This window comes from Streptomyces sp. UF-297 (assembly GCF_058245575.1).
This window is the reverse complement of record NZ_JBSIBZ010000117.1, coordinates 1-23,718: the sequence shown is the minus strand read 5'-3', so window position 1 is coordinate 23,718 and position 23,718 is coordinate 1. Positions and strand designations below refer to the sequence as shown.

28 protein-coding genes and 1 pseudogene are annotated in these 23,718 nt (G+C 70.7%); 10 read left to right on the top strand and 19 right to left on the bottom strand.

Annotation, left to right across the window (positions count from 1 at the left end; genetic code table 11):
• Window positions 1–114: 114 nt before the first annotated feature.
• Window positions 115–1,677 carry a D-alanyl-D-alanine carboxypeptidase/D-alanyl-D-alanine endopeptidase gene (gene dacB / locus AC4IJH_RS39525; protein ID WP_490856836.1) on the bottom strand — a complete coding sequence of 521 codons (1,563 nt, stop codon included), beginning with the start codon at window positions 1,675–1,677 and terminating at the stop codon, window positions 115–117.
• 86 nt (window positions 1,678–1,763) lie between these two features.
• Between dacB and AC4IJH_RS39520 the strand changes: the two genes are divergently transcribed.
• Window positions 1,764–2,255, top strand: a complete 492-nt coding sequence (locus tag AC4IJH_RS39520; RefSeq protein ID WP_364852626.1) for an inorganic diphosphatase — start codon at window positions 1,764–1,766, stop codon at window positions 2,253–2,255.
• A 143-nt stretch (window positions 2,256–2,398) separates the two neighbouring features.
• On the opposite strand, the gene AC4IJH_RS39515 is transcribed toward AC4IJH_RS39520, so the two are convergent.
• Window positions 2,399–4,081 carry a threonine/serine exporter family protein gene (locus AC4IJH_RS39515; RefSeq protein ID WP_490856835.1) on the bottom strand — a complete coding sequence of 561 codons (1,683 nt, stop codon included), beginning with the start codon at window positions 4,079–4,081 and terminating at the stop codon, window positions 2,399–2,401.
• Between the two features lie 326 nt (window positions 4,082–4,407).
• Window positions 4,408–5,127 carry a DedA family protein gene (locus AC4IJH_RS39510; RefSeq protein WP_490856834.1) on the bottom strand — a complete coding sequence of 240 codons (720 nt, stop codon included), beginning with the start codon at window positions 5,125–5,127 and terminating at the stop codon, window positions 4,408–4,410.
• 168 nt (window positions 5,128–5,295) lie between these two features.
• On the opposite strand from AC4IJH_RS39510, the gene AC4IJH_RS39505 reads away from it, so the two are divergent.
• A complete protein-coding gene (locus AC4IJH_RS39505) occupies window positions 5,296–5,664 on the top strand; it encodes a YbjQ family protein (protein ID WP_490856833.1) in 369 nt (122 codons plus the stop codon).
• A gap of 93 nt (window positions 5,665–5,757) precedes the next feature.
• Here the strand turns inward: AC4IJH_RS39505 and AC4IJH_RS39500 are convergent, their stop codons facing one another.
• Window positions 5,758–6,516: a MerR family transcriptional regulator gene (locus AC4IJH_RS39500; protein WP_490856832.1), complete on the bottom strand. Its 759-nt coding sequence runs from the start codon at window positions 6,514–6,516 to the stop codon at window positions 5,758–5,760.
• 116 nt (window positions 6,517–6,632) lie between these two features.
• Between AC4IJH_RS39500 and leuE the strand changes: the two genes are divergently transcribed.
• Window positions 6,633–7,334, top strand: coding sequence for a leucine efflux protein LeuE (leuE, locus tag AC4IJH_RS39495; RefSeq protein ID WP_490856831.1), 702 nt, complete (start codon window positions 6,633–6,635; stop codon window positions 7,332–7,334).
• Window positions 7,335–7,370: 36 nt separating this feature from the next.
• On the opposite strand, the gene AC4IJH_RS39490 is transcribed toward leuE, so the two are convergent.
• Window positions 7,371–8,420, bottom strand: coding sequence for a methyltransferase (locus AC4IJH_RS39490; RefSeq protein ID WP_490856830.1), 1,050 nt, complete (start codon window positions 8,418–8,420; stop codon window positions 7,371–7,373).
• A gap of 228 nt (window positions 8,421–8,648) precedes the next feature.
• Here AC4IJH_RS39490 and wrbA point away from each other — a divergent pair, with 228 nt between their 5' ends.
• From wrbA to AC4IJH_RS39475, 3 genes are all read left to right on the top strand, one after another.
• On the top strand, window positions 8,649–9,269 hold the full coding sequence (gene wrbA / locus AC4IJH_RS39485) for an NAD(P)H:quinone oxidoreductase (protein WP_490856829.1): 621 nt from the start codon (window positions 8,649–8,651) through the stop codon (window positions 9,267–9,269).
• Window positions 9,270–9,285: 16 nt separating this feature from the next.
• On the top strand, window positions 9,286–10,698 hold the full coding sequence (gene gad, locus AC4IJH_RS39480) for a glutamate decarboxylase (RefSeq protein ID WP_490856828.1): 1,413 nt from the start codon (window positions 9,286–9,288) through the stop codon (window positions 10,696–10,698).
• Window positions 10,699–10,970: 272 nt separating this feature from the next.
• On the top strand, window positions 10,971–11,585 hold the full coding sequence (locus AC4IJH_RS39475) for a Uma2 family endonuclease (RefSeq protein ID WP_490856827.1): 615 nt from the start codon (window positions 10,971–10,973) through the stop codon (window positions 11,583–11,585).
• 14 nt (window positions 11,586–11,599) lie between these two features.
• On the opposite strand, the gene AC4IJH_RS39470 is transcribed toward AC4IJH_RS39475, so the two are convergent.
• The 3 genes from AC4IJH_RS39470 to AC4IJH_RS39460 form a co-directional block, all read right to left on the bottom strand.
• Entirely contained in the window at window positions 11,600–12,421 is an 822-nt protein-coding gene (locus AC4IJH_RS39470; RefSeq protein WP_490856826.1) for an ABC transporter permease, read from the bottom strand.
• Window positions 12,418–13,389 carry an ATP-binding cassette domain-containing protein gene (locus AC4IJH_RS39465; RefSeq protein WP_490856825.1) on the bottom strand — a complete coding sequence of 324 codons (972 nt, stop codon included), beginning with the start codon at window positions 13,387–13,389 and terminating at the stop codon, window positions 12,418–12,420. Before AC4IJH_RS39465 ends, AC4IJH_RS39470 begins: the two co-directional genes overlap by 4 nt.
• A 150-nt stretch (window positions 13,390–13,539) precedes the next feature.
• The gene (locus AC4IJH_RS39460) at window positions 13,540–14,178 is read right to left on the bottom strand and encodes a PadR family transcriptional regulator (RefSeq protein WP_490856824.1); all 639 of its coding nucleotides are present in this window, start codon (window positions 14,176–14,178) and stop codon (window positions 13,540–13,542) included.
• Window positions 14,179–14,275: 97 nt separating this feature from the next.
• Here AC4IJH_RS39460 and AC4IJH_RS39455 point away from each other — a divergent pair, with 97 nt between their 5' ends.
• Window positions 14,276–15,022: a bleomycin resistance protein gene (locus AC4IJH_RS39455; protein ID WP_490856823.1), complete on the top strand. Its 747-nt coding sequence runs from the start codon at window positions 14,276–14,278 to the stop codon at window positions 15,020–15,022.
• Window positions 15,023–15,183: 161 nt separating this feature from the next.
• On the opposite strand, the gene AC4IJH_RS39450 is transcribed toward AC4IJH_RS39455, so the two are convergent.
• The 3 genes from AC4IJH_RS39450 to AC4IJH_RS39440 all read right to left on the bottom strand — a co-directional run bounded on the left by AC4IJH_RS39450 (window position 15,184) and on the right by AC4IJH_RS39440 (window position 18,299).
• Window positions 15,184–15,729, bottom strand: a complete 546-nt coding sequence (locus AC4IJH_RS39450; protein ID WP_490856822.1) for a DinB family protein — start codon at window positions 15,727–15,729, stop codon at window positions 15,184–15,186.
• A 143-nt stretch (window positions 15,730–15,872) separates the two neighbouring features.
• The gene (locus AC4IJH_RS39445; RefSeq protein ID WP_490856821.1) at window positions 15,873–17,330 is read right to left on the bottom strand and encodes an aldehyde dehydrogenase family protein; all 1,458 of its coding nucleotides are present in this window, start codon (window positions 17,328–17,330) and stop codon (window positions 15,873–15,875) included.
• A gap of 105 nt (window positions 17,331–17,435) precedes the next feature.
• Complete coding sequence (locus AC4IJH_RS39440; protein WP_490856820.1) at window positions 17,436–18,299, bottom strand: Sco1979 family transcriptional regulator; 864 nt, start codon at window positions 18,297–18,299, stop codon at window positions 17,436–17,438.
• Window positions 18,300–18,600: 301 nt separating this feature from the next.
• Here AC4IJH_RS39440 and AC4IJH_RS39435 point away from each other — a divergent pair, with 301 nt between their 5' ends.
• Window positions 18,601–19,128, top strand: a complete 528-nt coding sequence (locus tag AC4IJH_RS39435) for an ATP-binding protein (protein ID WP_490856819.1) — start codon at window positions 18,601–18,603, stop codon at window positions 19,126–19,128.
• Between the two features lie 114 nt (window positions 19,129–19,242).
• On the opposite strand, the gene AC4IJH_RS39430 is transcribed toward AC4IJH_RS39435, so the two are convergent.
• The 8 genes and pseudogenes from AC4IJH_RS39430 to rpmG all read right to left on the bottom strand — a co-directional run bounded on the left by AC4IJH_RS39430 (window position 19,243) and on the right by rpmG (window position 23,022).
• Window positions 19,243–19,482 (bottom strand): DUF397 domain-containing protein, encoded by a 240-nt coding sequence (locus tag AC4IJH_RS39430; RefSeq protein ID WP_490856818.1) that lies wholly within the window; start codon window positions 19,480–19,482, stop codon window positions 19,243–19,245.
• Window positions 19,483–19,639: 157 nt separating this feature from the next.
• Window positions 19,640–20,137: an SRPBCC family protein gene (locus AC4IJH_RS39425; RefSeq protein WP_490856817.1), complete on the bottom strand. Its 498-nt coding sequence runs from the start codon at window positions 20,135–20,137 to the stop codon at window positions 19,640–19,642.
• Entirely contained in the window at window positions 20,134–20,526 is a 393-nt protein-coding gene (locus AC4IJH_RS39420; RefSeq protein ID WP_490856816.1) for an ArsR/SmtB family transcription factor, read from the bottom strand. Before AC4IJH_RS39420 ends, AC4IJH_RS39425 begins: the two co-directional genes overlap by 4 nt.
• Before the next feature lie 7 nt (window positions 20,527–20,533).
• The gene (locus tag AC4IJH_RS39415) at window positions 20,534–20,908 is read right to left on the bottom strand and encodes a VOC family protein (RefSeq protein ID WP_490856815.1); all 375 of its coding nucleotides are present in this window, start codon (window positions 20,906–20,908) and stop codon (window positions 20,534–20,536) included.
• A gap of 102 nt (window positions 20,909–21,010) precedes the next feature.
• Window positions 21,011–21,247: a 30S ribosomal protein S18 gene (gene rpsR, locus AC4IJH_RS39410; RefSeq protein WP_490856814.1), complete on the bottom strand. Its 237-nt coding sequence runs from the start codon at window positions 21,245–21,247 to the stop codon at window positions 21,011–21,013.
• 85 nt (window positions 21,248–21,332) lie between these two features.
• Complete coding sequence (locus tag AC4IJH_RS39405; RefSeq protein WP_490856813.1) at window positions 21,333–22,508, bottom strand: CobW family GTP-binding protein; 1,176 nt, start codon at window positions 22,506–22,508, stop codon at window positions 21,333–21,335.
• Between the two features lie 98 nt (window positions 22,509–22,606).
• Window positions 22,607–22,849 (bottom strand): annotated as a pseudogene (locus AC4IJH_RS39400) (type B 50S ribosomal protein L31); the annotation flags it as partial.
• A gap of 8 nt (window positions 22,850–22,857) precedes the next feature.
• Complete coding sequence (gene rpmG, locus AC4IJH_RS39395; protein WP_490856812.1) at window positions 22,858–23,022, bottom strand: 50S ribosomal protein L33; 165 nt, start codon at window positions 23,020–23,022, stop codon at window positions 22,858–22,860.
• A 50-nt stretch (window positions 23,023–23,072) separates the two neighbouring features.
• Between rpmG and rpmB the strand changes: the two genes are divergently transcribed.
• Together rpmB and rpsN are read left to right on the top strand one after the other, a co-directional pair.
• Window positions 23,073–23,309 carry a 50S ribosomal protein L28 gene (gene rpmB, locus AC4IJH_RS39390; RefSeq protein ID WP_490856811.1) on the top strand — a complete coding sequence of 79 codons (237 nt, stop codon included), beginning with the start codon at window positions 23,073–23,075 and terminating at the stop codon, window positions 23,307–23,309.
• Complete coding sequence (gene rpsN, locus AC4IJH_RS39385) at window positions 23,310–23,615, top strand: 30S ribosomal protein S14 (RefSeq protein ID WP_490856810.1); 306 nt, start codon at window positions 23,310–23,312, stop codon at window positions 23,613–23,615. It abuts the gene before it with no gap.
• The last annotated feature ends 103 nt before the right edge of the window (window positions 23,616–23,718 follow it).

Genomic DNA, 23,718 nt, shown 5'->3' with positions numbered 1-23,718 from the left:
CCGCCCGCCCCCCCCCCCCCCCCCCCCCCCCCCCCCCCCCCCCCCCCCCCCCCCGCCCCCTCCCGTTGTGGAGGGGGAAAAGACGGGTGGGTGAGGCGGAATGTGTGGAGTTTGTCAGCGGCAGCCGCAGTTGGCTACTGCGGAGGCCAGGCGGTCCAGGGCTCGTTGGGCGTTTTGGGGGTCGGTGGTGCCGGTGGTCATGAAGGCGAAGGCCAGGAGGCGGCCGTCGGCGTCGACGACGGTGCCGGCGAGGGTGTTGACGCCGGTGAGGGTGCCGGTCTTGGCGCGTACGGTGCCGGCGCCCTGGGCGAGGTCGGACTGGTCGGCGTAGCGGCTGCTGAGGGTGCCGCTGAAGCCGGCGACCGGGAGGCCGGTCATGACGGAGCGGAACTCGGGGTGTTCGGGCGAGGCCGCGAGCACCAGGACGCGGGAGAGCAGGGCCGCGGAGGTGCGGTCGTCGCGGTCCAGGCCGCTGCCGTCCTCGAAGACGGCGCCGGATACGGGCAGTTGAAGGGCGGCGAGACGGTCGCGTACGGCCTTCTGGGCGCCCTCGAAGCTGACCGGTTCGCCGGCGGCGCGGGCCGTCTGGCGGGCCAGGGCCTCGGCGATGTCGTTGTCGCTGTGGGTGAGCATGCGCTCGACGAGGGCCGAGAGGGGCAGCGAGCGGGTGGTGGCCAGGCGGGTGGCCCGGGCCGGGGCCTTCGTGGCGGACGGCTCGTTGTCGACCGTGATGCCGCGGTCGCGCAGCAGGCCCGCGAAGGTACGGGCGGCCGCGCCGGAGGGGTCGGGGTCGCGGTCGGCGGGGCCGTGGTCGGAGTCGTCCAGACGGGCCTCGTCGGCCATCAGGGGCGTGACCAGGGCGACGTTCTCGTTGGGGCTGATGGGGTGCCGGACGGGGCCGGAATAGGCCGAGACGTCGAAGTCCAGGGTGACCTTGGTGGTGCCGCGCTTCTTGAGGGCGCGGGCCGTCTCGTCGGCCAGCGCGCGCAGGCTGGCGGGCCGGTCCTGGGCGGCCTGCCCGGGGTTCTTGGGCGCGCGGGCGGTGAGGGTGGGGTCGCCGCCGCCGACCAGGACGATGTGGCCCTTCTCGGCGCCCTCGACGACGGTGGTGTCGATGCGGTGGTCGGGGCCGAGGGCGGCCAGCGCGGCCAGCGCGGTGGCGAGCTTGACGGTGGAGGCGGGAGTGGCCGCCTCGCCCGCCTTGGCGGCGAAGATCTCCCGGCCGGTGGCCACGTCCACGACGGAGGCGGTACGCACCGGGCCCAGGGCCGGGTCCTTCATGAGCGGGGAGAGGGTGTCGGCCAGGCCCGTACCCGAAGGCGGGGGCGCGGCGCCGCGGTCGTCGCCGCCGTCGGACGGGGCGCCGAGCGGGGGCAGGACGGCGGCCGCGCTGGGCGCGGGCGCGGGGCCGCCGCCGTGATTCTCGCCACCTGTGCGGTCCTGGGCGGCTGCTGCGGCGCGCTCGGCCGTACGCTGACCGGAGTCCCACGGCCCGGACGCCGCCACCGCACCGGCCGCGACCGCCAGGCCGACGACAGCGGAACCCGCCGCCAGCTGCCAGGTCTGGCGCCGCTCCTTCGAGGTGGACTGCCACGTGCTGTGCGCCGACTGCCACGCACCGTGCGCGGAACGCTGCGCTGACTGCCATCTGACCTGCCACGACCTGGTCTCCGGCACCTCGGACCAGCCCCTTTCGCCACCACACACCTGCGTGGGGGACACTTAATCACCAGACGTATGTGTTGATCATGGAGGAGCCACCCGTGGAGTTCGACGTCACCATCGAGATCCCGAAGGGTTCGCGGAACAAGTACGAGGTGGACCACGAGACCGGTCGGATCCGCCTGGACCGTCGACTCTTCACCTCGACCAGCTACCCGGCCGACTACGGCTTTGTCGAGAACACCCTGGGCGAGGACGGCGACCCGCTGGACGCCCTGGTCATTCTGGACGAGCCGACCTTCCCCGGCTGCCTCATCAAGTGCCGCGCGATCGGCATGTTCCGCATGACGGACGAGGCCGGCGGCGACGACAAGCTGCTGTGCGTGCCGGCGTCGGACCCGCGTGTCGAGCACCTGCGGGACATCCACCACGTGTCGGAGTTCGACCGTCTGGAGATCCAGCACTTCTTCGAGGTCTACAAGGACCTGGAGCCCGGCAAGTCCGTCGAGGGCGCCAACTGGGTCGGCCGCACCGAGGCCGAGGCCGAGATCGAGGCCTCCTACAAGCGCCTTGAGGCCCAGGGCGGCCACTGAGCCTGACGCGCTTCGCGCGTGTAGTAACGGGCGGTACCCCGCGGGGTGCCGCCCGTTTTCGCGTGCGGCGCCGTGTCGCCTGCGGCGGGCGTGGTCCGCTGCGCGGGGCTGTCGGGGTGCGGTGGCGGGGGTGGAGAAAGGCTCTAGAAGCCGCGGGTGCGCTTGGCTGCTCGGCGGTCTGTGGTCTCTTCGCCGTTGCTCGGGGCCTTCATGAAGAGGCGGGCGATTTCGCTGCCGAGATTCACCCCGATGGCGATCGCCAGCGCGAGGGACGCCGCCTTGATCAGTGAGGAGGTGCCGGCGGTCATGTCGCCCTTGGCGAAGTTGAGCAGGCCGAAGTAGGTGGCGCTGCCGGGCAGCAGTGGCCCGATCGCCGCGGTGACGTACGGCAGCGCGGAGGCGTAGCGGTAGCGGGAGAGCAACTGGCCGAAGAGGCCGACCAGACCGGCAGCGACGGTAGTGGCGATGACGGCGTTGAACTTGGCGGTCTGCGCGAGGACTCCGTACACGACCCAGGCGATGCCGCCGTTGAAGGTCGCGAACAGCAAGGTGTGACGTTCCTGCTGGAGCAGTACGCAGAAGGCCAGCGCCAGCAGCATGGCGGCCAGGATCTGGATGCCCGGCGAGTTGAACGTGCGCAGCGCCTCCTGCGGGCTGAGCTTGGCGGGCTCGGGGCTCAGCCGCAGCCCCGCGTACAGCACGGTCAGGACACCGACGACGATGCCGACGATGAGGTAGCCGACCTCCAGGAGGCGGGCGGAGGCGGTGATGTAATAGCCGGTCAGGCCGTCCTGGACGGCGGCGACCAGCGCCCGCCCGGGGATGAGCGCGAACAGCCCACCGGTGATCACGGCGGACGCCTGGACGTCGGCGTGCGCGAGGCTGAGCCCGAAGCCCATCGCGGCCGGCGGCATGGCCGCGACCACGAACTGGTAGAACTCCGGCAGTCCGCGGGCCGAGGCGAGCCAGGCCAGCCGGTCGCCGAGCATCGAGCCGATCGCGGCCGCGACGAACACCAGCAGCTGGCCGCCGACCAGCATGCTCGCGGCTCCGGACAGCAGCCCGGAGGCGAGGGTGAGGGCCCAGCTGGGGTACGGGTGGCGGTTGCGGCGTATCTCGGCGAGGCCCCGGTAGGCCTCCTCCAGGGTGATCCCCTCGGAGGTGATCTCGTCGACCAGGCGGAAGACCGCCGACAGCCGGGTGTAGTCCACGCCCCGGCGGCGTACGGTCCGGCTGGCGGTCACCGGGTCGTCGACCAGGGAGGGCTGGTAGGAGATCGACAGCAGGGTGAAGGTGACGGTGGGCTCGACGCGCTCCAGCCCGTAGGCGTGCGCGACGCCGAACATCGCGGCCTCGACGTCCTCGGCGCCCTCGCCGCCCGCGAGAAGGATCTCGCCGATACGCAGCGTCAGGTCCAGCACGCGCGGTACGGCGGGCCCGGTCTCGTCGCTGCGCTCCACCCGCTCGGGCACCGGCCGCTCGCTGACCGGCATGCGCAGCATCGTGCGCATCCGGTCCTGCCAGGGCGCCTCCTTGGTGAGGCTGATGACCGGGATTCCGTGCGGCGGGGTGAAGGCAGGGAAGCCGGAGGCCGGGGTGGTGGGCAGCGGGGTCTGCCCCGTGGTGCTGCCGGGCGGCGCGAACGCCGAACCCTCCGGCTCGCTGGGCGCCTCGGCGCGCAGCCCCTGGGGGAGGGCGAACTCCGAGGTCGGGTGCTCGTCCTCGGGTACCGGCGGGTGCGGTACGCCCAGTGGCGGCGTGAAGGCGCTGTGCGCCTCGTCCGACTGAGGCTTCCGGTCCTCTGGGCCCTCAGGCTCCGACACCACGACTGTGCACTCCTCGTACTGCTACGCCTCCGGCCGTCCTTCAAGGACACGATGCCTGATGGACACCACGGACGCGCGGGGCGGGGGTTCCCATAGGGCCAGAGGCACCATTTGCCCGAAACGCGAGCCCCCCCCACCCACCTGTTTTTCCCCACCCACAACGGGAGGGGGCGGGGGTCCGGGGGTGGGTGTACGAACGTCAAGCGAAGCAGTTCGTACACCCCCCCGGACCCCCGCCCCCGCACCCGACAGCCCCGCGCAGCGGACCACAGCCCGCCGCAGGCGCAACGGTGCAGCACCCGGAACGGGCGACCGGCACCAGCCGACTAGCGCTTGGCGTGACGCCCGCGCCCCGTGCCGTTCTGGGGCCGCGGCGGATTACCGCCGCCCATCTCGGCCGAGGCCGAGCCGGCGGCAGCGGCCTTCTTCGACTTGCTCCGCGCCCGCAGGAACTCGATCGCGATCGGCACGACCGAGATCAGCACGATCCCGACCAGGATCGCCTCGATGTTCTTGTGGACGAACTCGACCTTGCCCAGCGCGGCGCCGAGCAGCGTGACGCCCGCGCCCCAGAGCGTGCCGCCGATGATGTTGAAGGTGATGAAGGAGCGGTAGTTCATCCGGCTCACGCCCGCGATGATGGGCGTGAACGTGCGCACGATCGGTACGAAGCGGGCCAGCACCAGCGACTTGGGGCCGTACTTCTCGAAGAACTCGTGCGCCTTGGTGACGTTCTCCTGCTTGAAGAGCTTGGAGTCCGGGCGGTTGAACAGCGCGGGCCCGACCTTGCGGCCGAAGAGATAGCCCGCCTGGTCACCGAGGATCGCCGCGAGCACGATCAGCACGCACACCAGCCACAGCGGCTTGTCGATCTTGCCGGTGGTCACCAGCAGACCGGTGGTGAACAGGAGCGAGTCCCCCGGCAGGAAGAAGCCGATGAGCAGGCCGGACTCCGCGAAGACGATGACGAGGACGCCGATGAGACCGAAGGTCGCGATCAGGTAGTCCGGGTCCAGCCACTGGGGGCCGAGCGCGAGGGTATTCACGGGGAGTAGGGCTCCTGGGTCGAGGGCGCCGGATCGAGCGTGCTGCCGGGTCTGCAGAGGGTGGAGGCGCGGTGTGCGGCCCAAAGCTATCAACGCCGCATGGCGCCCCTTGGTTCCACTGGCCGCGCCCGGCCGCGAAGGCGATGCTGGCCGTAAGGAGGTACACGTATGGGCATCGAGGAGTACGGCGGCGGACAGACGCCGCAGTCCGACGTTCTGGTGGTCACCACCAACGACGTCCCCGGCTATCAGGTGCAGCAGGTCATCGGCGAGGTCTTCGGGCTGACGGTGCGCTCGCGGCACATCGGCTCGCAGATCGGCGCAGGGCTCAAGTCGCTGGTCGGCGGCGAGCTGAAGGGGCTGACGAAGACTCTGGTGGAGACCCGTAACCAGGCCATGGAGCGGCTGATCGAGCAGGCGCGCTCGCGCGGTGCGAACGCGGTGCTGATGTTCCGCTTCGATGTGACGGAGGCGGCGGACGTGGGCACGGAAGTGTGCGCGTACGGCACCGCCGTGGTGCTCGCGCCCAAGAGCTGAGCGGCAGCGCTGAGGAGAGTCAGCGCTGAGAGGTGCAGAAGGACAGCTGACGCAGCCGTACGGGCCAGGGGCGCGCTCCCTGACCCGTACGGATCACGCGTTGCGGACGGCGTTGGCAAAGATCGCGTCCCGCAGATAGACCGCCAGCCCCGGCCGGACCGCGTCGTAGAAGGCCGTGAAGCGCGGGTCGTCGACGTACATGGCGCCCAGGCACGTGTGCATCTCGTGGCCGCAGTCGTAGTGGGCGTCGCAGATGAAGCGGCGGTGCTCCTCGGCGACGTCCATCGCCTCCTCGGACTCCGCGGGCACGCCGCGCTCCTGGAGAGCGGCCATCTTGCGGTGGATGGCGTCGAACTGCGCGTTCAGCCGCTTCCAGTCGTCCTTGGTGTACGAGGCGGCCCGGCGCTGCGACTCCTTGTAGGCGTCGGTGTGCCCCCAGCGCTCCTTGACCTCCTCCTCGTAGACGTCCGGGTCGAAGTCCCCGAATGCCTCGAACTTCTCCTCGGGCGTGAGGTTGATGCCCATCTTCTTCGCCTCCATCGCGGTCTCGACGGCGGCGGCCATGTCCTGCAGTTTCCTGATCCGGGCGGTCAGCAGGTCGTGCTGGCGCCGCAGGTGTGCCTGCGGGTCCGCGTCCGGATCGTCCAGGAGGGCCGCCACCTCGTCGAGCGGAAAGCCGAGCTCCCGGTAGAACAGGATCTGCTGGAGCCGGTCGAGGTCGGTGTCGCTGTAGCGGCGGTGACCTGCGTGGTTGCGCTCGCTGGGGGCCAGCAGCCCGATCTCGTCATAGTGGTGCAGGGTGCGCACCGTGACACCGGCGAATGCGGCGACCTGTCCCACGGAGTAGCTCATGGGCTCCGCTCCTTTCTCGGTACGCGCTCCACGATGGGTCCTCACGTCGCGTGAGGTGCAAGTCCGTATCGCGAAATGCGGGTGAGCGCGGTGATCGCCGGTGGCATCCTGCGCTCATGCTCGGGATAACGGATCTTTCGACATATCTGGTGGGACTGGCGCTCATCGTCCTGCTGCCGGGGCCGAATTCGCTGTACGTGGTCTCCGCGGCGGCCCGCCGGGGCCCGCGGGTGGCCTACCGGGCGGCGGCCGGCGTGCTGTGCGGCGACACCGTGCTGATGGCGCTGTCGGCGGGCGGGGTGGCGTCGCTGCTGCAGGCCAGCCCGGTGCTGTTCGGCATCGTGAAGTTCGCGGGCGCGGGCTATCTGACCTGGCTGGCGATCGGGATGCTGCGCGGCGCGTGGGGGCTGTGGCGCGGGCGGGAGGCACGGCGTACGGCTGCACAGCCCGCGCAGGACGCGGCGGGGGCCGTCGGCGGGGCGGGCGCCGGTGAGGGCGCGGCCAAGGCGGCCGTGGAGCGGCCCTATCGCAGGGCGCTGGTGATCAGCCTGCTGAATCCGAAGGCGATTTTGTTCTTCATCTCCTTCTTCGTGCAGTTCGTGGATCCGGCGTACGCGCACCCGTGGCTGTCCTTCGTGACGCTCGGCGCCTGGGCCCAGCTGTTCAGCATCACGTACCTGTCGGTGCTGATCTTCAGCGGGACGTTCCTGGCGGCGACCTTCCGCAAGCGCAGGCGGCTGACGGCCGGGCTGTCGGCGGGGGCCGGGGCGGCGTTCCTGGGCTTCGCGGCGAAGCTGTCGCTGACCAGCGCGGGCTGACCGGCGACAGCTCCCCTCAGCGGGTGCGGCGGGCCGTTACGCGGGCTCGCCCTCGACGATCGAGAAGGTGCCCTGGCCCGGGAGCGCGCTCACCGAGGTCAGGGCGAAGCCCGCGGCGGCGAAGAGCTCCTCGAAGTCCTGCTGGGTCCGCTCCCGGCCGCCGACGCTCACCAGCATGTTCAGGTCGCTGAGGTAGGTCACCTCGCCGGCGGTCGCGTCGACGACGGGCGGCAGGACGGGCTCGACAACGAGCAGCCGCCCGTCCTCGGGGATGACCCGGCGGATGTGGCCCAGGATCTGTTCGCAGCGCTCGTCGCTCCAGTCGTGGATGACGCTCTTGAGCAGGTAGGCGTCGCCGCCTTCGGGGGCGGCGGCGAAGAAGTCGCCGGGCCGCAGCGCGCAGCGGTCGGTGAGCGAGGCCTTCGCCAGCCGCTCGGGGGCCTGGGCCAGGCCCTCCTCGGAGTCGTACAGGATCCCGCGTACGCCGGGGTGCGCGGACAGGATGGCGGCCAGCAGGGTGCCGTCGCCGCCGCCCACGTCCACCACGGTGGAGAAACGGCCGAAATCGTAGTGTCCGGGCAGGAGATCGGCGACCCGCCGGGTGGCCTGGCTCATCGCCGCGTTGAACAGCTCCGACTGCTCGGGGGTGTCCTTGAGGTAGGAGAAGAAGTCCTGGCCGACGACCTTGTCGAAGGCGATCTCCCCCGTCCGTACGCTGTCGTCGAGGCTCTCCCAGGCCTTGATCATGGGCGACTCCACGAACATCCGCAGCAGGGAGAGCAGGGATGCGGGGTGGTCGGTGCGCAGCATCGCGCCCAGCCCGGTGGCGGCGAAGGTGCCGGGGCGGATCTCGGTGAGCAGGCCGAGTCCGGCCATGGCCCGCAGCAGGCGGTGCGTGGCCTGCGGGTGGGTCTTGCAGTCCTGCGCCACCTCCTGGGCGGTGCGCTCCCCCTCTCCCAGTACGTCGAAAATGCCCAGCCGGGCCGCGGTGGCCAGGATCTGGGTGTGCATGTACCCGAAGGCGAGCTTGGCCAGTGGAGTCCAGTCCAGCGGCTCCGGCGTCGCCCGCTCCTGGTTGGTTGCCATGCCGACCCCTTCCGTCACAGCGGGGCGCGGGGCCTGCGGCCCTCACCCCGCACCGCGTTAGTTAGGCAAGCCTAAGTTGCTCGTTCAACGGGGGCAACACCCCCATTGATCCCGGAGGTTGGCAATCCGGCCACCGCGGGAAGCGTGCCGGCCGCGCGGGCGGACGGTCGCGCTCCCCGAGCCCTTCGCACCGTATGCCCGTATTGTCGGCGCGTAGGAGGTACGCGCATGGACACCCCGGTGAATGTGGCCGTCATCTACTACTCCTCGACCGGCACCGTCGCCGCCCTGGCCAAGGAGATCGCCCGCCGCGCCGAGCAGGCCGGCGCACAGGTGCGGCTGCGCCGGGCCGCCGAGCTGGCGCCGCAGGCCGCCATCGACTCCAACCCGGCCTGGGCGAAGAACGCGCAGGAGACCGCGGACATCGCCGAGGCCGCGCCGGACGACATGCTCTGGGCGGACGCGGTGATCTTCGGGTCGCCCACCCGGTACGGCAACATCGCCTCGCAGCTCAAGCAGTTCATCGACGTCCTGGGCGGGCTGTGGCAGCAGGGCAAGCTCGCCGACAAGGTCTACAGCGGGTTCACCGCCACCGCCACCAAGCACGGCGGCCAGGAGTCCACGCTGCTGGCGCTCTACACCACCGTCCACCATTTCGGCGGCATCCTGGTCACCCCCGGCTACACCGACCCGGCCAAGTTCGCCGACGGCAATCCGTACGGCACCTCGCACGTCGGCGGCCCCGACACCCCGGTGGACGACGACGCGCTGACCGCGGCCCGCATCCAGGCCGAACGGGTCGTGAGATTCACCCGGGCCCTCAAATCCGGTCTTTCCCCGGCAGGTTGAGGGGTACCCGCGGCCCATGTCACTCGATCCCCGCGCACGCGCCCGTTCAGGACGCCCCGGATTCTCGGTCAACCCCTTCTACGGCGAGGCGGACCCGGTCGGCGGGATGGCGGGCGAGCCGCCCCGGCACCGGCTGCCCGACGAGCCCGTCACCCCGCACACGGCCTTCCAGTTCGTGCACGACGAGCTGATGCTGGACGGCAACTCCCGGCTGAACCTGGCGACGTTCGTGACGACCTGGATGGAGCCGCAGGCGAGCGTCGTCATGGCCGAGTGCCAGGACAAGAACATGATCGACAAGGACGAGTACCCGCACACCGCGGAGCTGGAGAGCCGCTGTGTGTCCATCCTCGCCGATCTGTGGAACGCGCCCGATCCGGCGGCCGCGGTGGGCTGTTCGACCACCGGGTCCAGCGAGGCGTGCATGCTGGCGGGGATGGCGTTCAAGCGCCGCTGGGCGCGGCGCAACGCCGACCGCTATCCCGGGCAGGCCCGGCCCAACCTCGTCATGGGCGCCAATGTGCAGGTCTGCTGGGAGAAGTTCTGCAACTTCTGGGAAGTGGAGGCGCGGCAGGTGCCGATGGAGGGCGACCGCTTCCACCTGGACCCCGAGGCGGCGGCCGCGCTGTGCGACGAGAACACCATCGGGGTCGTGACGATCCTCGGCTCCACCTTCGACGGGTCCTACGAGCCGGTGGAGCGGGTCTGCGCGGAGCTGGACGCCCTCCAGGAGCGCACCGGCCTGGACATCCCCGTCCATGTCGACGGGGCGTCCGGGGCGATGGTCGCGCCCTTCCTGGACACGGACCTGGTGTGGGACTTCCGGCTGCCGCGGGTGGCCTCCATCAACACCTCGGGCCACAAGTACGGGCTGGTCTACCCGGGCGTGGGCTGGGCGCTGTGGCGCGACAAGGACGCGCTGCCCGAGGAACTGGTCTTCCGCGTCAACTACTTGGGCGGCGACATGCCGACCTTCGCGCTGAACTTCTCCCGGCCCGGCGCCCAGGTCGCGGCCCAGTACTACACCTTCGTACGGCTGGGGCGCGCGGGCTTCACCGCCGTCCAGCGCAACACCCGCGAGGTGGCGCAGACGCTGGCCGGGCGTATCGAGGCGATGGGCGACTTCCGGCTGCTGACCCGCGGCGACCAGCTGCCGGTGTTCGCCTTCACCACGCGCGAGGAGGTCACCGCCTACGACGTCTTCGACGTGTCGCGGCGGCTGAAGGAGCGCGGCTGGCTGGTGCCCGCGTACACCTTCCCGCCCAACCGTCAGGACCTGTCGGTGCTGCGCGTGGTGTGCCGCAACGGCTTCTCGCACGACCTGGCCGAGCTGTTCGCCGACGACCTGGAGCGCATCCTGCCCGAACTGCGCGACCAGAAGGGCCCGTTGGACCGCCCCGAACGGGAGGCGACGGCCTTCCACCACTGACCCGCGAGCACCCGCCCGGCCGCCACCCGCGCGGCCGCTCTGCTCGGCGACGAACGTGGCCCGCACCCACGGATCGACGACCACCTCGTCCGGCTGCCGGGAGAGCTCACTGAGCACCGTGTTCACGGAGACGGAGGCCACCATCGGGTGCGGTATGCCGGGGAGAAGAACGGGCTCCGCCGAAAGCCGCTTCACCCTTGCGGGTGGCGGTACCGTCATCTTCAGGAAGCGTGTCCACGATCACACACAGACTCCAGTCCATGGGAGCAGCAATGGCCGCAGAAGCCAGGCACGAGCAGTGGGAGCGGGCCACCCCGGAGAACTGGATGTACCCGCCGGCGGACGGCTGGACGTACGACCAGGTCAAGGAGCTGGTCCTGCCGTTCGACTGGGATCTTGTGGATGGAGTGATCGTGGCCCGGGGGATGGCGGTCCAATGGCATGACGACGTACGCGATGGATTGTTCTTCGCATTGCGTCAGGCGCAACGCGAGCCCTATTGGGTCAACTCGGAGCGCTGCGTATGGATCGATGAGCGCAACCCACCGAAGCCCGACGTTGTGGTCTTCGACCGCGAAGGGCTCGACAGCACCGGCCTGAAGTGCGTTCCGGTGGAGAGAGTGGCCCTCGCGGTCGAAGTGGTCTCTCCCGGTTCACGCACCGACGATCGCTTCCGCAAGCCGGGTATGTACGCGCAGGCCGGGATCAAGTACTTCTGGCGTGTGGAGGAGGGTGAGGGCGGCCTGCCCGTGGTGCACGAGTTCTGGCTGCACCACGAGACAGGTGCTTACGCCCCCAGCCCTGAGACGTCCACACACATCGGCAAGCTCTCCACGCTCGTACCCTTCCCTGTCGAGGTCGACCTGCGCAGGCTCATCGGCCCCTGAAAGCTTCCGCGACCTCACCTCCCCAGCCGCCGGAACGTGCGTACCGCCAGGGGGAAGAAGACGGCCAGGAGGAGCAGGGGCCAGGCCAGGGCGAGGAGTTGGGCGTGCTGGGTGGCCCAGGTGGTTTCGGACCAGGCGGGGTTGCCGAAGAGGTCGCGTACGGCGGTGGCGGTGGCGGACATCGGGTTCCATTCGGCGATCGTGCCGAGCCAGCCGGGCATGGAGTGGGCCGAGACGAAGGCGTTGGACAGGAAGGCGACGGGCCAGACCAGGATCTGTACGGCCTGGACCAGTTCGGGGCGGCCGGCCAGCAGGCCCAGGTGGATGCCGATCCACAGCATCGCGAAGCGCAGCAGGAGCAGCAGCCCCACCGCGTACAGAGCCTCGGCGAAGCTGCCGTGCCAGCGCCAGCCCATCAGCAGCCCGACGCCGATCATGACGAGCAGGCTGAGCGCGGACTCCAGCATGTCCAGGATGCTGCGGCCCACCAGGACGGCGGCGGGCACCATCGGCAGGGCGCGGAAGCGGTCCAGGACGCCCTTGTTGAGGTCCTGGGTGATCGCGACCATCGTCGCCTCCAGGCCGAAGGCCATGGTGAGCGCCAGCATGCCCGGGACCAGGAACTCCGTGTAGTCGGCGCCGCCCGGCAGGGCCATGCCGCCGCCCAGGAAGTAGGCGAACATCACCAGCATCATCACGGGGAAGGCGAGCCCGACGACGATCTGTACGGGCCGGCGGGCCCAGTGCGCCAGGCCGCGCCGGGTCATGGTCCAGGAGTCGGCCAGCGCCCAGACGGCCTTGCCCGCGGTGGGGGCGCTCGGGGTGAAGGTGCTCATGCGGTCGCGTCCTCCTTGGCGGCGCTGTGCTGGGTCAGGTGCAGGAAGACCTCGTCCAGGGTGGGCCTGCGCAGGGCGATGTCCTCGGCCTCGATGCCGGCCTCGGACAGGGTGCGTACGGTCGCGGTCAGGGCGGCCATGCGGTCGGCGACGGGGGCGCTGAGGCGGCGGGCGTCCGCGTCGCTCTCCAGCGGGGCGGCACCCAGGACGGGCGCCAAGGACGCGGCGGCGTGCGGCAGTTGGCGGGCGTCGTGCAGTACGACGTCGATCCGGTCGCCGCCGACCTTCGCCTTGAGGGCGTCCGCCGTGCCGTCCGCGACCACCTTGCCCGCGTCGATCACCGAGATACGGTCCGCGAGCTGGTCGGCCTCCTGAAGGTACTGCGTGGTCAGCAGGACGGTCGTGCCGCCGCCGACCAGTGAGCGCACCGCCTCCCACACCTCGTTGCGGCCGCGCGGGTCCAGGCCGGTGGTCGGCTCGTCCAGGAAGAGGACGGGCGGGCGCACGATGAGCGAGGCCGCCAGGTCCAGGCGGCGCCGCATGCCGCCGCTGTAGTCCTTGACGGCCTTGCGGCCGGTGTCGGCGAGCCCGAAGCGCTCCAGCAGCTCCCCGGCGCGGGCCGCGGCCCGGCGCGCGCCCAGGTGGTAGAGCCGCCCGAACATCTCCAGGTTCTGCCGCCCGCCCAGCTCTTCGTCCAGCGCGGCGTGCTGCCCCAGCAGGCCGATGCGCACCCGCACCTCGTCCGGGTGGCGCAGCACGTCGTACCCGGCGACCTCGGCGCGCCCGGCGCCGGGCCGCAGCAGGGTGGCCAGGATCCGTACGAGCGTGGTCTTGCCGGCGCCGTTGGGGCCCAGAATCCCCTGGACGGTGCCGCGCGGGACGGTCAGGTCGAGCCCGTCCAGGGCCGCCTTCGCGCCGTAGTCCTTGCGCAGTCCTTCGACGACGATCGCAAGATCGCGGTCAGTCAAGGTGCCTCCTCCAAGCCTGTAGTCAAGTTTGACTACCTGCTGACGAAAGTAACCCCGCCCGCGGGATTGGTCAAACTTGATTAATGAGGGCTCCTGCCGGACTCCGACCGCCGGGTGCCGCGCGCAAGGCGCCGGCCGCCGGGCGCCGCCTCAGCCCAGGCGCGGGTCGCGCCCCTCGGTCGCGAACGGGTTCTCCTCGCCCTCCGCGAGGACGCCCACGAAGGGCTCGCCCTCCCCCGAGAAGACGTAGGCGCCGCCCTCGATCCGCTCGATCAGCCCGCGCGTCCACTGCGCGCCGCTGTCGGCATGGTGCACCCACATGTGCATGATCTCGCCGATGTGGCCGAGCTGTTCGGGCCCGTCCTCCGGGATGTAGTACTCCACGACGCCCGCGCGCCAGTCCTCCAGCCCCCGCACCCGCTCCTTGAGGAGGGCCACCGCCTCCTCGCGCGGCAGGTCCACCATGAAGCCGACGCCCGCGCTGAGCACGTCGATCTTCTGGTCGTGCCGGGAGAGCGCCGTGCGCAGCAGCGAGAAGTACTCCTGCGTCCCGGCCTCGGTCATCTCGTACTCCGTGCGCGGCGGGCCGCCCGCGGTGCTCGGCGCGACGTCGTGGGCGAGCAGCAGGCCCTGCTTGGCCATCTGCTTCAGGGCGTGGTAGATCGAGCCGGGCTTGGCGTTGGACCACTCGTGGGCGCCCCAGTACTCCAGGTCGTTGCGCACCTGATAGCCGTGCGCCCGCCCGTGCTGGCGCACGGCCCCCAGAACCAACAGCCGGATCACCGACATCGCCGCCTCACTTCCCGCACTCGCCGTGCCGCCAGCCTAGACGGCACGGCTACTCAACTTTGACTAGAACATGATCCCACGCCTACTCTCCGGTGGCATGGCCGAGACCGTGATTCCGATCCTCCCGTGCCGCTCCCTCGACGAACTGCTGGACTTCTACCGGGCCCTCGGCTTCGAGGTGACCTTCCAGCAGAAGAGCCCCAACCCCTACGCCGTCGTCCAGCTGCCGGGACGCGATGTCGAGCTGCAGTTCTTCGGCATGAAGTCCCATGAACCGGCGACGAGTTACAGCACCTGCTACGTCCTGACCGACGACGTGGACGGCCTGTACGCGGCCTTCCGCGCCGGGCTCAAGGCCGCGCTGGGCCGGATACCCATGCGCGGCATCCCTCGCATCGGACCCCTGAAGGACATGTCCTACGGCGTACGGCAGTTCCTGATGACCGACCCCGGCGGCAACTGCATACGCGTCGGGCAGCAGATCTCCGAGTCCCTTGAGCACTCCCCCGTCCCCAGGGAGAAGTACGCCCGCGCGCTGCACCAGGCGACCCTGCTCGCCGACTCCAAGGACGACCCCACCACAGCCGTCGCCATCCTGGACCGCGCCCTCGCCTCCCTGCCCGAACCCGCCGCGAACGCCCCCGTCCCGACCCCCGCCCAGCTCTTCCAACTCCTGGTCCTACGCGCCGAACTGGCCCTTAGCACCGATGATCCCCAACGGGCCGCCGACTTCCTCACCCGAGCCGATGCCGTCCCGCTGGACCCCCAGGACCGGGAGGCGGCGCGCGATGCGGTGCTCCGCGCGGAGGACCTGCGGGAGGAGGTGGCCGGGGGCGCGCCCTGAGCGCGCCGCGCATCCGCAGGCCGGTGGGGGCCGACCGCGCCCACGTGACGAAGCCGCATACCGGCACCGCCCCGCGCCCCTGACAGGGGCAGGTGACCGGGCCCGCAAAGGCGCGGGAGAAGGCCGGATCCAGGAGGAACCGGCCTTCTCCGTAAGGGGGTTCAGCCCTTGAGGGCGCCTTCCTCGGCGACGAGCTCGAAGGCGGTCTTGCCGTCGAGGGACTCGCGGATGATGTCGGCGTGGCCGGCGTGGCGGGCCGTCTCCTCTATGAGGTGGAGGAGGAGCCAGCGCATCGACTGAGAGGCGTTCGGGGGGTACCAGGGGGCCTCGGGGAGCGGGAAGGTGTCGTTCAGGCTGGGCAGGGAGTGGATGAACTTCTCGGTTTCGCGGGCCACTTGGTCCCAGTGCGCCAGGATGCCCGCGACCGTCTCCTCGCCCTCCAGCTGGAAGCTCAGGTGCCAGGTGCTCTCGTCGCGCTGCACGGACTCGGGAACCTGCCGGGCGGTCTCCACCCAGCCCTGCTCGACCTCCGCGACATGCTTGAGCAGGCCGGACAGGGACAGTTCGCTGGCGCTGGGCTTGCGCGCCGCCTGCTCGTCGGTCAGTCCCAGGAGCGCCCGGCGCAGACCGCCGCGCTGCGCCTCCAGGAAGGCCAGGAGCGCGCCGCGCTCGTCGCCGTGCGCCTCGGCAAGCACGTGAGTGGGCATGGGGCCACCTCTTTCATCGGTCCGTCGGACCGCCGGTCTCTGCCCCGGCGGTCCGTCTGCGTCGTCGCCCTCGCTCCGACAGCTACGAAGTTACGGCCCCATGAGGACAGCTACTGTCCTCATGCCCCACGCAGGGAGAAGAATCAGAACGGGAAGCGGGACCGGCCGTGCTGAATGGAGATCCACTTGGTGGTGGTGAAGGCCTCCACCATCGAGTCGCCGTTCAGCCGCCCCACCCCGGAGGCCTTCTCGCCGCCGAAGGGCACCACCGGCTCGTCGTGCACCGTGCCGTCGTTGATGTGGATCATTCCGGTCTCGATGCGCTTGGCGAACCGCACCCCGCGCTCGATGTCGGCGGTGTGCACGGCGCCGCTGAGCCCGTAGGGGGCGTCGTTGGAGATCCGTACGGCCTCGTCGTCGCCGTCGAAGGGGATGAGCAGGGCGACGGGCCCGAAGATCTCCTGGCCTAGGGCCGCCGAGCCCTCCGGGATGTCCGAGAGCACGGTGGGCGCGACGAGCGTACCCTGCGCCGGGCCGTGCACCAGGGCGGTGGCGCCCTCGGACAGGGCGCGGTCCACCACCGAGGTGACGGCCTCCGCCTGCCGCTCGTTGATCAGCGGGCCGATGTGGGTCGCCGGGTCGGTGGGGTCGCCCACCTTCAGCGTCCTGACCTTGGCGACGAACTTCTCGGTGAACTCCTTCTCCACGCGGCGGTCCACCAGGACGCGGTTGGCGGCCATGCAGACCTGGCCCTGGTGGACGAAGCGGCTGAAGACGGCCGCGTCGACGGCGTAGTCGAGGTCGGCGTCGTCCAGGACCACCAGGGCGCTGTTGCCGCCCAGTTCGAGGATGGCGCGCTTGAAGTGCGAGGCGGCGACGGTGGCGACGTGCCGGCCGACCTTGTCCGAGCCGGTGAAGGAGATGACCTTGGGTACGGGGTGCTCCAGGAGCGCGTCCCCGATCTCGGCGATGTCGGTGACCACGACATTGAGCAGGCCCGGGGGCAGCCCGGCCTCCTCGAAGAGCTTGGCGACCAGACCGCCGCCGCAGATCGGCGTGTTCTGGTGGGGCTTGAGGACGACCGCGTTGCCCAGCGCCAGCGCGGGCGCCACCGACTTGATGGAGAGCAGGAAGGGGAAGTTGAAGGGGCTGATGACCCCGACGACACCGACCGGCAGGCGGTAGAGGCGGTTCTCCTTGCCGTCGATGGGCGAGGGCAGTATGCGTCCCTCGGCGCGCAGCGCGAGCTGGAGGGACTCCCGCAGGAACTCTCTGACCAGGTGGAGTTCGAAGGCGACCTTGGCGTGGGTGCCGCCGACCTCGGCGGCTATCGCCGCGCCGAACTCCGCCTCGCGCTCGTCGATCACCCGCAGCGCGCGCTCGAAGACCAGCCGGCGGGTGTAGGGGTTGGTGGCGGCCCACTGGGTCTGCGCGCGCTCGGCGGCCCGGTAGGCCGTATCGATCTCCTCGACGGTGGCGACGGTGATGGACGCGAGCTTCTCCCCGTTGTACGGATTGAAGTCCACGATGTCCCACGAGCCGCTGCCGGCCCGCCATTTGCCGTCGATGTACTGAAGAGCCAACTCGTCGAAGTAGGACATGCCATCCCAATCTGAAGGACGGGGCGCGCACAACGCATCACGGGGCGTCACAGCGCCACACTGGGGGGGTGCTAACTCCTGATGGGAAGTCATCCTACGCGCGAGTCAGGTCAGTTGGAGTAGACCACGTAGCAGGTCGCGGGTACCGGCGGGATCCGGACTGTCGGCCTGAAGGCGGTCCATCACCCGGGCGTACTGGGCCACGTCCTCCGGCTTGTCCAGATACAGCGCACTGGTGAGTTGTTCCAGGTAGACGACGTCCGGCAGTCCCGTGTCGGGGAAGCCGAGCATGGTGAAGGCGCCGGACTCGCCCGCGTGCCCGCCGAAGCTGAAGGGCATCACCTGCAGCCGTACGTTGGGGCGTTCGGAGAGTTCGATGAGGTGCTGGAGCTGTCCGCGCATCACCGCGCGGTCACCGTACGGGCGGCGCAGCGCGGCCTCGTCCAGGACGCAGTGGAACTGCGGGAGGCGTTCGGAGAGCAGCAGTTTCTGCCGCTCCAGGCGCAGCGCGACGCGGCGTTCGACGTCGGCGGGGTCGGCGCCGGGCATGCCGCGGGCGACGACGGCGTGTGCGTAGGCCTCGGTCTGCAACAGGCCGTGCACGAACTGCACTTCGTAGTGCCGGATGATCGATGCTGCCCCTTCCAGGCCAACATATGTCTGAAACCAACCGGGAAGCACATCGCTGTAACTGTGCCACCAGCCCGTGACGTTGGCCTCCCGGGCGAGGGAGAGCAGCGACTCGCGCTCCTGCTCGTCCCCGACTCCGTAGAGGGTGAGCAGGTCCTCCACGTCCCGGGCCTTGAAGCTCACCCTGCCCAGCTCCATGCGGCTGATCTTCGACTCGGATGCCCGGATCGAGTAGCCCGCCGCCTCGCGCGTTATCCCGCGGGTTTCCCGCAGCCTCCTGAGCTGCGAACCCAGCATGATGCGCCGCACCACTGACCCGCTCGACTCACTTGCGGACACCTTCAGCCCCTCCCGTGGCCCACCCCGTCCAACAGTGGGCGGCAGTCTGCCACGTTCAGGCTCCGTTGAGTGCTCGCCCGGTTACTGATATGTGCAGCTCGCGCCACTTCTCCGCAACTACGCGTAGGAAGAAATACGGCTAATGACCACGTCGCACCCCAAAAAGATCGCGTGCACGTGCATCTGCCCTTGCATCTGGCGTACGCATTGGGAACCATGGGCGTCGCACGCATGCACGCTCGTTAACGATCCGCCGGAACGGCAGGGATCATGACGTCCGCGAACGCCAGGAGTGCCTCGCATGGGGACCAAGGTTTTGACCGTGCTTGAGCCGTTATGGCAGGGACTTCCCCCTGTCGACCCCTCGGCCGTTTCCGGCTCCGTCTCCTGCACCCTGCAGGCCCGGTACGAATCGGTGCGCGGCGCGCGGCAGTTCACCCGCGAAACGCTGCACCACTGGGATCTGGAAGAACTCTTCGACGGTGTCGCGCTGGTGGTGTCCGAACTGGTCACCAACGCCCTGCGGCACGCGGTACTGCCGGGCGCGGCGGGCACGACGGCTCATGTGACGGCGAATCTTACGGGGGATGCACCGCCCATGGCCGAAGTCCCGCCCGCCCGGCTGCACTTGATGCGCTGGTCCTCACGTCTGGTGTGCGCCGTACGCGACCCCAGCGACGACTCCCCCGTCGCGGGGGAGGCCGACGCCTGCGCGGAATCGGGGCGCGGACTGCACCTGGTGGAGTCCTTCGCCGACGGATGGGGCTGGCACCGGCTGTCCGGAGCGCCGCACGGAAAGGTCGTGTGGGCACTGTTCCGGCTTCCGTAGCGGCAGGGGCGGTCCGGCGGCCGCCCCAGCCGCTGCGGCAACCGAGTCGCTACGAGGCACTGAGCCGCGGTGGGCCACTGAGCCGCGGTGGGCGGCTCAGTCGCTGTGGGCGGCTCAGTCGCGTATGAGGTGGTCGAACTCGCCGTCCTTGACGCCCAGGATCATCGCCTCGACCTCGGCCGGGGTGTAGATGAGCGCGGGCCCGTCGGGAAAGCGGGAGTTGCGCACCGCGACCTCGCCGTCCGGCAGGCGGGCGAACTCCACGCACGAACCCTGGGAGTTGCTGTGCCGGCTCTTCTGCCAGACCACCCCGCGAAGATCCGTCGCGGCCATGCCGTTGTATGCGTGGGGCACAGGATTCTCCCGGTGAGGACAGCGGAACGGTCAGCGTTAAACATGTCAACTGACCCGGATCATAGCCGCGTTCATATGCCGATGCATGGGCAGATGCACGTGCACGACAGCGTGTGGCAGCGCCGTCACTGCTCGTCGAGGACGGCCCCCGGCGCGGTCACAGCGCGTCCAGGACCTTCCCCAGGCCCGCCATCACCGTCGAGCGCCATCCGCCGCCCATGATGCGGTGCGCCTGCACCTGGTACGGATCGTCCGGATCGAAGCCCTCGTGCACCAGGAAGAGACGCGTGCCGCGCCCCTCCGGTTGAAGGCTCCAGGTGATCGTCCAGTCGGCCCGGCCGCCCTGCCCCTCGTCGGCGTCCCGCCAGCGCACGCTGAGCAGCCGCTCGGTCTCGTACGCCAGCACCTCGGCCTCCACCGTGCCGGAGAAGCCGGTGTTCGGGCGGGGGAAGGTGCGCATCGTGTAGCGGTGGCCGACCACGAGGCGGAAGTCGCCGGGCATCATCCACCGGGCGATCAGCTCGGGCTCGGTCAGCGCGCGCCAGACCTTGGCGGGAGGGTGCGGGAAGTACTGCGCGACCCGGATCGTCCTCGGGTCGTCGCCCTCGGGGAAGCCGTCCGGGAAGCCGTCCGGGGACGCGGGAAAGTCGGTCATGACTCATCGTCGGGCATCGCGTCCAGCAGATCGCCCAGGCTCTTGAGCCGCTCGCGCCAGAACCGCTCGTACGGACCGAGCCAGTCCTGCACCTCGGCCAGCGGCGCGGCCTCCAGGCGGTAGATCCGCTGCCGCCCGGCGCGCTCCTCGGAGACCAGACCGGCCTCCCGCAGCACCTTGAGGTGCTCCGAGAGGCTGGGGCGGCGCATGGCGAAGTGGTCGGCGAGCGCCTGTACGGGCAGCGGGCCCTGCTCGCGCAGCAGCCGCAGCACCTCGCGGCGGGTGCCGTTGGCGAGCGCGGCGAACAGCCGGTCCTGCCCGGTGTCCCGCTCGCCGTCCCGCCCGTTGTCCCGCTCGGAGGTCGTCTCGCGTGCGCCGGTCGCGGTCATGGCCGTGTCAGAAGCCTTCCTTCTCCGTGATCAGCATCCAGCTGTTGCCGTCGGGGTCGCTGAAGCCGGCCATCCGGCCCCAGGGGGCGTCATCAGGCCCGCCGACCTCGACCCCGGCCGCGGTCAGCCGCGCGCAGTCGGCGTCCACGTCGGTCGTGACCAACATGATCCCCCGTGCGGAACCGGGCGTGAAATCGCCCATTCCCGGCCCGGACAGCGTGAAGACGGTCTGTGCGCCCTCGGGGGCCACCTGGAGCCAGCGCACCGGGCCCACCTGGCGGTCGGCGACGACCTGGAAGCCGAGGGTCTCGGTGTAGAAGCGCCGGGCGCGGTCCTGGTCGAGGACGGGGACGGTCAGGAAGGAGGCGTGCGTGATGTTCATACCCCTCACGATAGGTAGGAATTTCCCTACACATCAAGCGTAGGGAAATTCCTACCTATGGGGCACGGGTGATCGTCCGGGCGCTCCGGGGCCACTCCGGGATCACTTCGAGGAGTACGGCAGCAGGGCCATCTCCCTCGCGTTCTTGATCGCGCGGGCAAGCTGCCGCTGCTGCTGGGCCGAGACCCGGGTGACCCGGCGGCTGCGGATCTTGCCCCGGTCGGAGATGAACTTCCGCAGCAGGTCGGTGTCCTTGTAGTCGATGTAGGTGATCCCGGCCGCGTCCAGGGGGTTGGGCCGGTGCTTGACGGGCTTGCGGGGGTCGTGACGGCGGGGCATGGGGGCCTTTCGTGCGGGTGCGGTACGACGAGGGCGCTGCGACGGGTGCGGTACGAAGGGGGCAGTACGCCGAGGGCGGACCGAATTACGGGACGGGGTCCAGCAGTTCGTCGAAGGCGGACGGGAGCGACTTCCAGGCGGCCGGACCGCCCGCGAACTCGGCGTCCGTCAGCAGGCAGGACTCCAGCAGCGCGGTCAGCCCGTCCCGGTCCAGGCCCTGCGAGGTGAAGACCAGGTGCTGGGCGCGGTCGCCGTGCTCGGGGTGCCAGTCCAGCGCGGCCGCCGCGCGCCGTACCGGCGGCACCAACTCCCAGGCGGCGTCCGGGAGTGCGGCCAGCCACGGCCCGGTGCTCTCCACGCACAGCGCGCCGCCCGCCGCGTCCCAGGACAGCAGCGTGTCCGGCCGGTCGGCCAGCCAGAAGCGGCCCCGGCTGCGCGCGGCCACACAGGACAGGTCCTCCAGGGCCGCGTACAGCCGCCCCGGGTGGAAGGGCCGGGTGCGGTGCCACACCAGGGTGCCCACGCCCGCCCGGTCCGCCTCCTGCGGCAGCAGGGCGCAGGCCGGGTGCTGGCGCGCGGCGGCCGCCTCGATGTCGAAGCCGGCCAGGGCCGCGGCGGCGAGCTCGTCGGCGCCGCCGCACTGCGCGCCCTCCCCCGCGTCCAGGGCGACTTGGCACGCGGTGGGGTGCAGCTGGGTCAGCAGCTCCAGGTCGGCGTCGTCCGCAGGCTCCTCCCCCGCTACGACGGCGAGCACCGGCGCGTACTCCAGCTGGCGCGCCCAGGTGTCGGCCACCGTCCGCTGGTCGGTGGCGGCCGCCGCGAGGCCGGCCTCGGCCAGGTCGTCGCCGCAGCCGAGGTAGGGCAGCAGCAGGGCCGGGTCGACGGCCGTGATCACCTGCGTCAGGGCGAGGGTGTCACCGCCGCAGGCCGCCACGACCTCGGCCATCGCCTTGGGCTCCACCGAGTCCCACAGCTCGACGACAGCCAGACGGCAGGTACGGCTCGCGGCCAGCCGCTCCAGCTCGGGGACGAGGTCCTCGCGCAGCGCACAGCAGGCGCAGTCGTTGACCAGCGGGGCCTCGCCCTCGTCCAGCGGGCCGCGGGCGTCGCGGACCGTGCGCCGTACCGTTCCTTCGGCGGCCGAGGCCAGGTCGTGGTGGAGGGCGACGCTGCCGGGGACGGTGCGCAGCAGGTGCTCGACGGCCGCCGTACGGGCGTCCGCGTGCAGCCCGCCGACGATCGCGACGCCGAGCCGCTCCATCAGCGGGTCCCGCGCCGCTCGGCGGGGCGCTCGGTGGACTGGCCGTCGGACTGCCCGGCGGGGCGGTCGGCGGGCTGTTGGGCAGAGCGGTCGGTGGGCCGCTTGCCGTAGCGGCGCTCGAAGCGCTCGACGCGGCCCGCGGTGTCCAGCACGCGGGCCGTCCCCGTGTAGAAGGGGTGGCTCGCCGAGGAGATCTCGACGTCGATGACGGGGTAGGTGTTGCCGTCCTCCCACTGGACGGTCTTGTCGCTGGTGGCGGTGGACCGGGTCAGGAAGGCGAAGTCGGCGGCCCGGTCGCGGAAGACGACGGGCCCGTACGGCGGGTGGATTCCAGGCTTCATCGCGTGCCTCAGCGCTCCTCTCGGAAAGTGACGTGCCGACCGGCGACGGGGTCGTACTTGCGCAGTTGGAGCCGGTCGGGGTCATTGCGGCGGTTCTTGCGGGTCACGTACGTGTAGCCGGTCCCCGCCGTGGACCGGAGCTTGATCACGGGTCGTAGTTCGTTGCGGGCCATACGGGCTACTATACAGAAATGGTTTCCATTTTCATTAGGAGGAATGAGCCTTGTCCGCCCACTGCCAGCTGACCGGCCGCAGGCCCGGCTTCGGCAACGCCGTCTCCCACTCCCACCGGCGCACCTCCCGCCGCTTCGACCCCAACATCCAGGCCAAGCGGTACTGGCTGCCCAGCGAGAAGCGGCACGTACGACTGAGGCTGAGCGCGAAGGGGATCAAGACCGTGGACACGATCGGGATCGAGGCGGCCGTCGCCCGTATCCGTGCGCGAGGGGAGCGGGTCTGAATGGCGAAGAAGAGCAAGATCGCAAAGAACGAGCAGCGGCGGGCGACGGTGGCGCGCTACGCGGCGCGGCGGGCGCTGCTCAAGGCCGTCATCCGTAACCCGCAGGCGTCGGACGCCGAACGGCTGGACGCACAGCGGGAGTTGTCGCGGCAGCCGCGCGACGCGAGCGCTACTCGCGTGCGCAATCGCGACAGTGTGGACGGGCGTCCGCGGGGGTATCTGCGCGCGTTCGGGCTGTCGCGGGTGCGGGTGCGGGAGCAGGCGCATGCGGGGTATTTGCCGGGGGTGCGGAAGTCGAGCTGGTAGCGGGGGCGCTGTGCCTGTCGGCCCGCCGCGGGCCGTTGCGCCTGCGGCGGGCTGTGGTCCGCTGCGCGGGGCTGTCGGGGTGCGGTGGCGGGGGTGCGGGGTG

What these genes read in the sequence shown, in the direction of transcription:
- AC4IJH_RS39455 (WP_490856823.1), top strand. Translation starts at nt 14,276, where the DNA reads ATGGCCGAGACCGTGATTCCGATCCTCCCGTGCCGCTCCCTCGACGAA.
- AC4IJH_RS39435 (WP_490856819.1), top strand. Translation starts at nt 18,601, where the DNA reads ATGGGGACCAAGGTTTTGACCGTGCTTGAGCCGTTATGGCAGGGACTT.
- AC4IJH_RS39490 (WP_490856830.1), bottom strand. Translation starts at nt 8,420, where the DNA reads ATGGCAACCAACCAGGAGCGGGCGACGCCGGAGCCGCTGGACTGGACT.
- leuE (WP_490856831.1), top strand. Translation starts at nt 6,633, where the DNA reads ATGCTCGGGATAACGGATCTTTCGACATATCTGGTGGGACTGGCGCTC.
- wrbA (WP_490856829.1), top strand. Translation starts at nt 8,649, where the DNA reads ATGGACACCCCGGTGAATGTGGCCGTCATCTACTACTCCTCGACCGGC.
- AC4IJH_RS39500 (WP_490856832.1), bottom strand. Translation starts at nt 6,516, where the DNA reads ATGAGCTACTCCGTGGGACAGGTCGCCGCATTCGCCGGTGTCACGGTG.
- AC4IJH_RS39450 (WP_490856822.1), bottom strand. Translation starts at nt 15,729, where the DNA reads ATGCCCACTCACGTGCTTGCCGAGGCGCACGGCGACGAGCGCGGCGCG.
- AC4IJH_RS39420 (WP_490856816.1), bottom strand. Translation starts at nt 20,526, where the DNA reads ATGACCGCGACCGGCGCACGCGAGACGACCTCCGAGCGGGACAACGGG.
- AC4IJH_RS39425 (WP_490856817.1), bottom strand. Translation starts at nt 20,137, where the DNA reads ATGACCGACTTTCCCGCGTCCCCGGACGGCTTCCCGGACGGCTTCCCC.
- AC4IJH_RS39460 (WP_490856824.1), bottom strand. Translation starts at nt 14,178, where the DNA reads ATGTCGGTGATCCGGCTGTTGGTTCTGGGGGCCGTGCGCCAGCACGGG.
- rpmG (WP_490856812.1), bottom strand. Translation starts at nt 23,022, where the DNA reads ATGGCCCGCAACGAACTACGACCCGTGATCAAGCTCCGGTCCACGGCG.
- AC4IJH_RS39470 (WP_490856826.1), bottom strand. Translation starts at nt 12,421, where the DNA reads ATGAGCACCTTCACCCCGAGCGCCCCCACCGCGGGCAAGGCCGTCTGG.
- rpsR (WP_490856814.1), bottom strand. Translation starts at nt 21,247, where the DNA reads ATGCCCCGCCGTCACGACCCCCGCAAGCCCGTCAAGCACCGGCCCAAC.
- AC4IJH_RS39415 (WP_490856815.1), bottom strand. Translation starts at nt 20,908, where the DNA reads ATGAACATCACGCACGCCTCCTTCCTGACCGTCCCCGTCCTCGACCAG.
- AC4IJH_RS39445 (WP_490856821.1), bottom strand. Translation starts at nt 17,330, where the DNA reads ATGTCCTACTTCGACGAGTTGGCTCTTCAGTACATCGACGGCAAATGG.
- AC4IJH_RS39405 (WP_490856813.1), bottom strand. Translation starts at nt 22,508, where the DNA reads ATGGAGCGGCTCGGCGTCGCGATCGTCGGCGGGCTGCACGCGGACGCC.
- AC4IJH_RS39475 (WP_490856827.1), top strand. Translation starts at nt 10,971, where the DNA reads ATGGCCGCAGAAGCCAGGCACGAGCAGTGGGAGCGGGCCACCCCGGAG.
- AC4IJH_RS39505 (WP_490856833.1), top strand. Translation starts at nt 5,296, where the DNA reads ATGGGCATCGAGGAGTACGGCGGCGGACAGACGCCGCAGTCCGACGTT.
- rpsN (WP_490856810.1), top strand. Translation starts at nt 23,310, where the DNA reads ATGGCGAAGAAGAGCAAGATCGCAAAGAACGAGCAGCGGCGGGCGACG.
- gad (WP_490856828.1), top strand. Translation starts at nt 9,286, where the DNA reads ATGTCACTCGATCCCCGCGCACGCGCCCGTTCAGGACGCCCCGGATTC.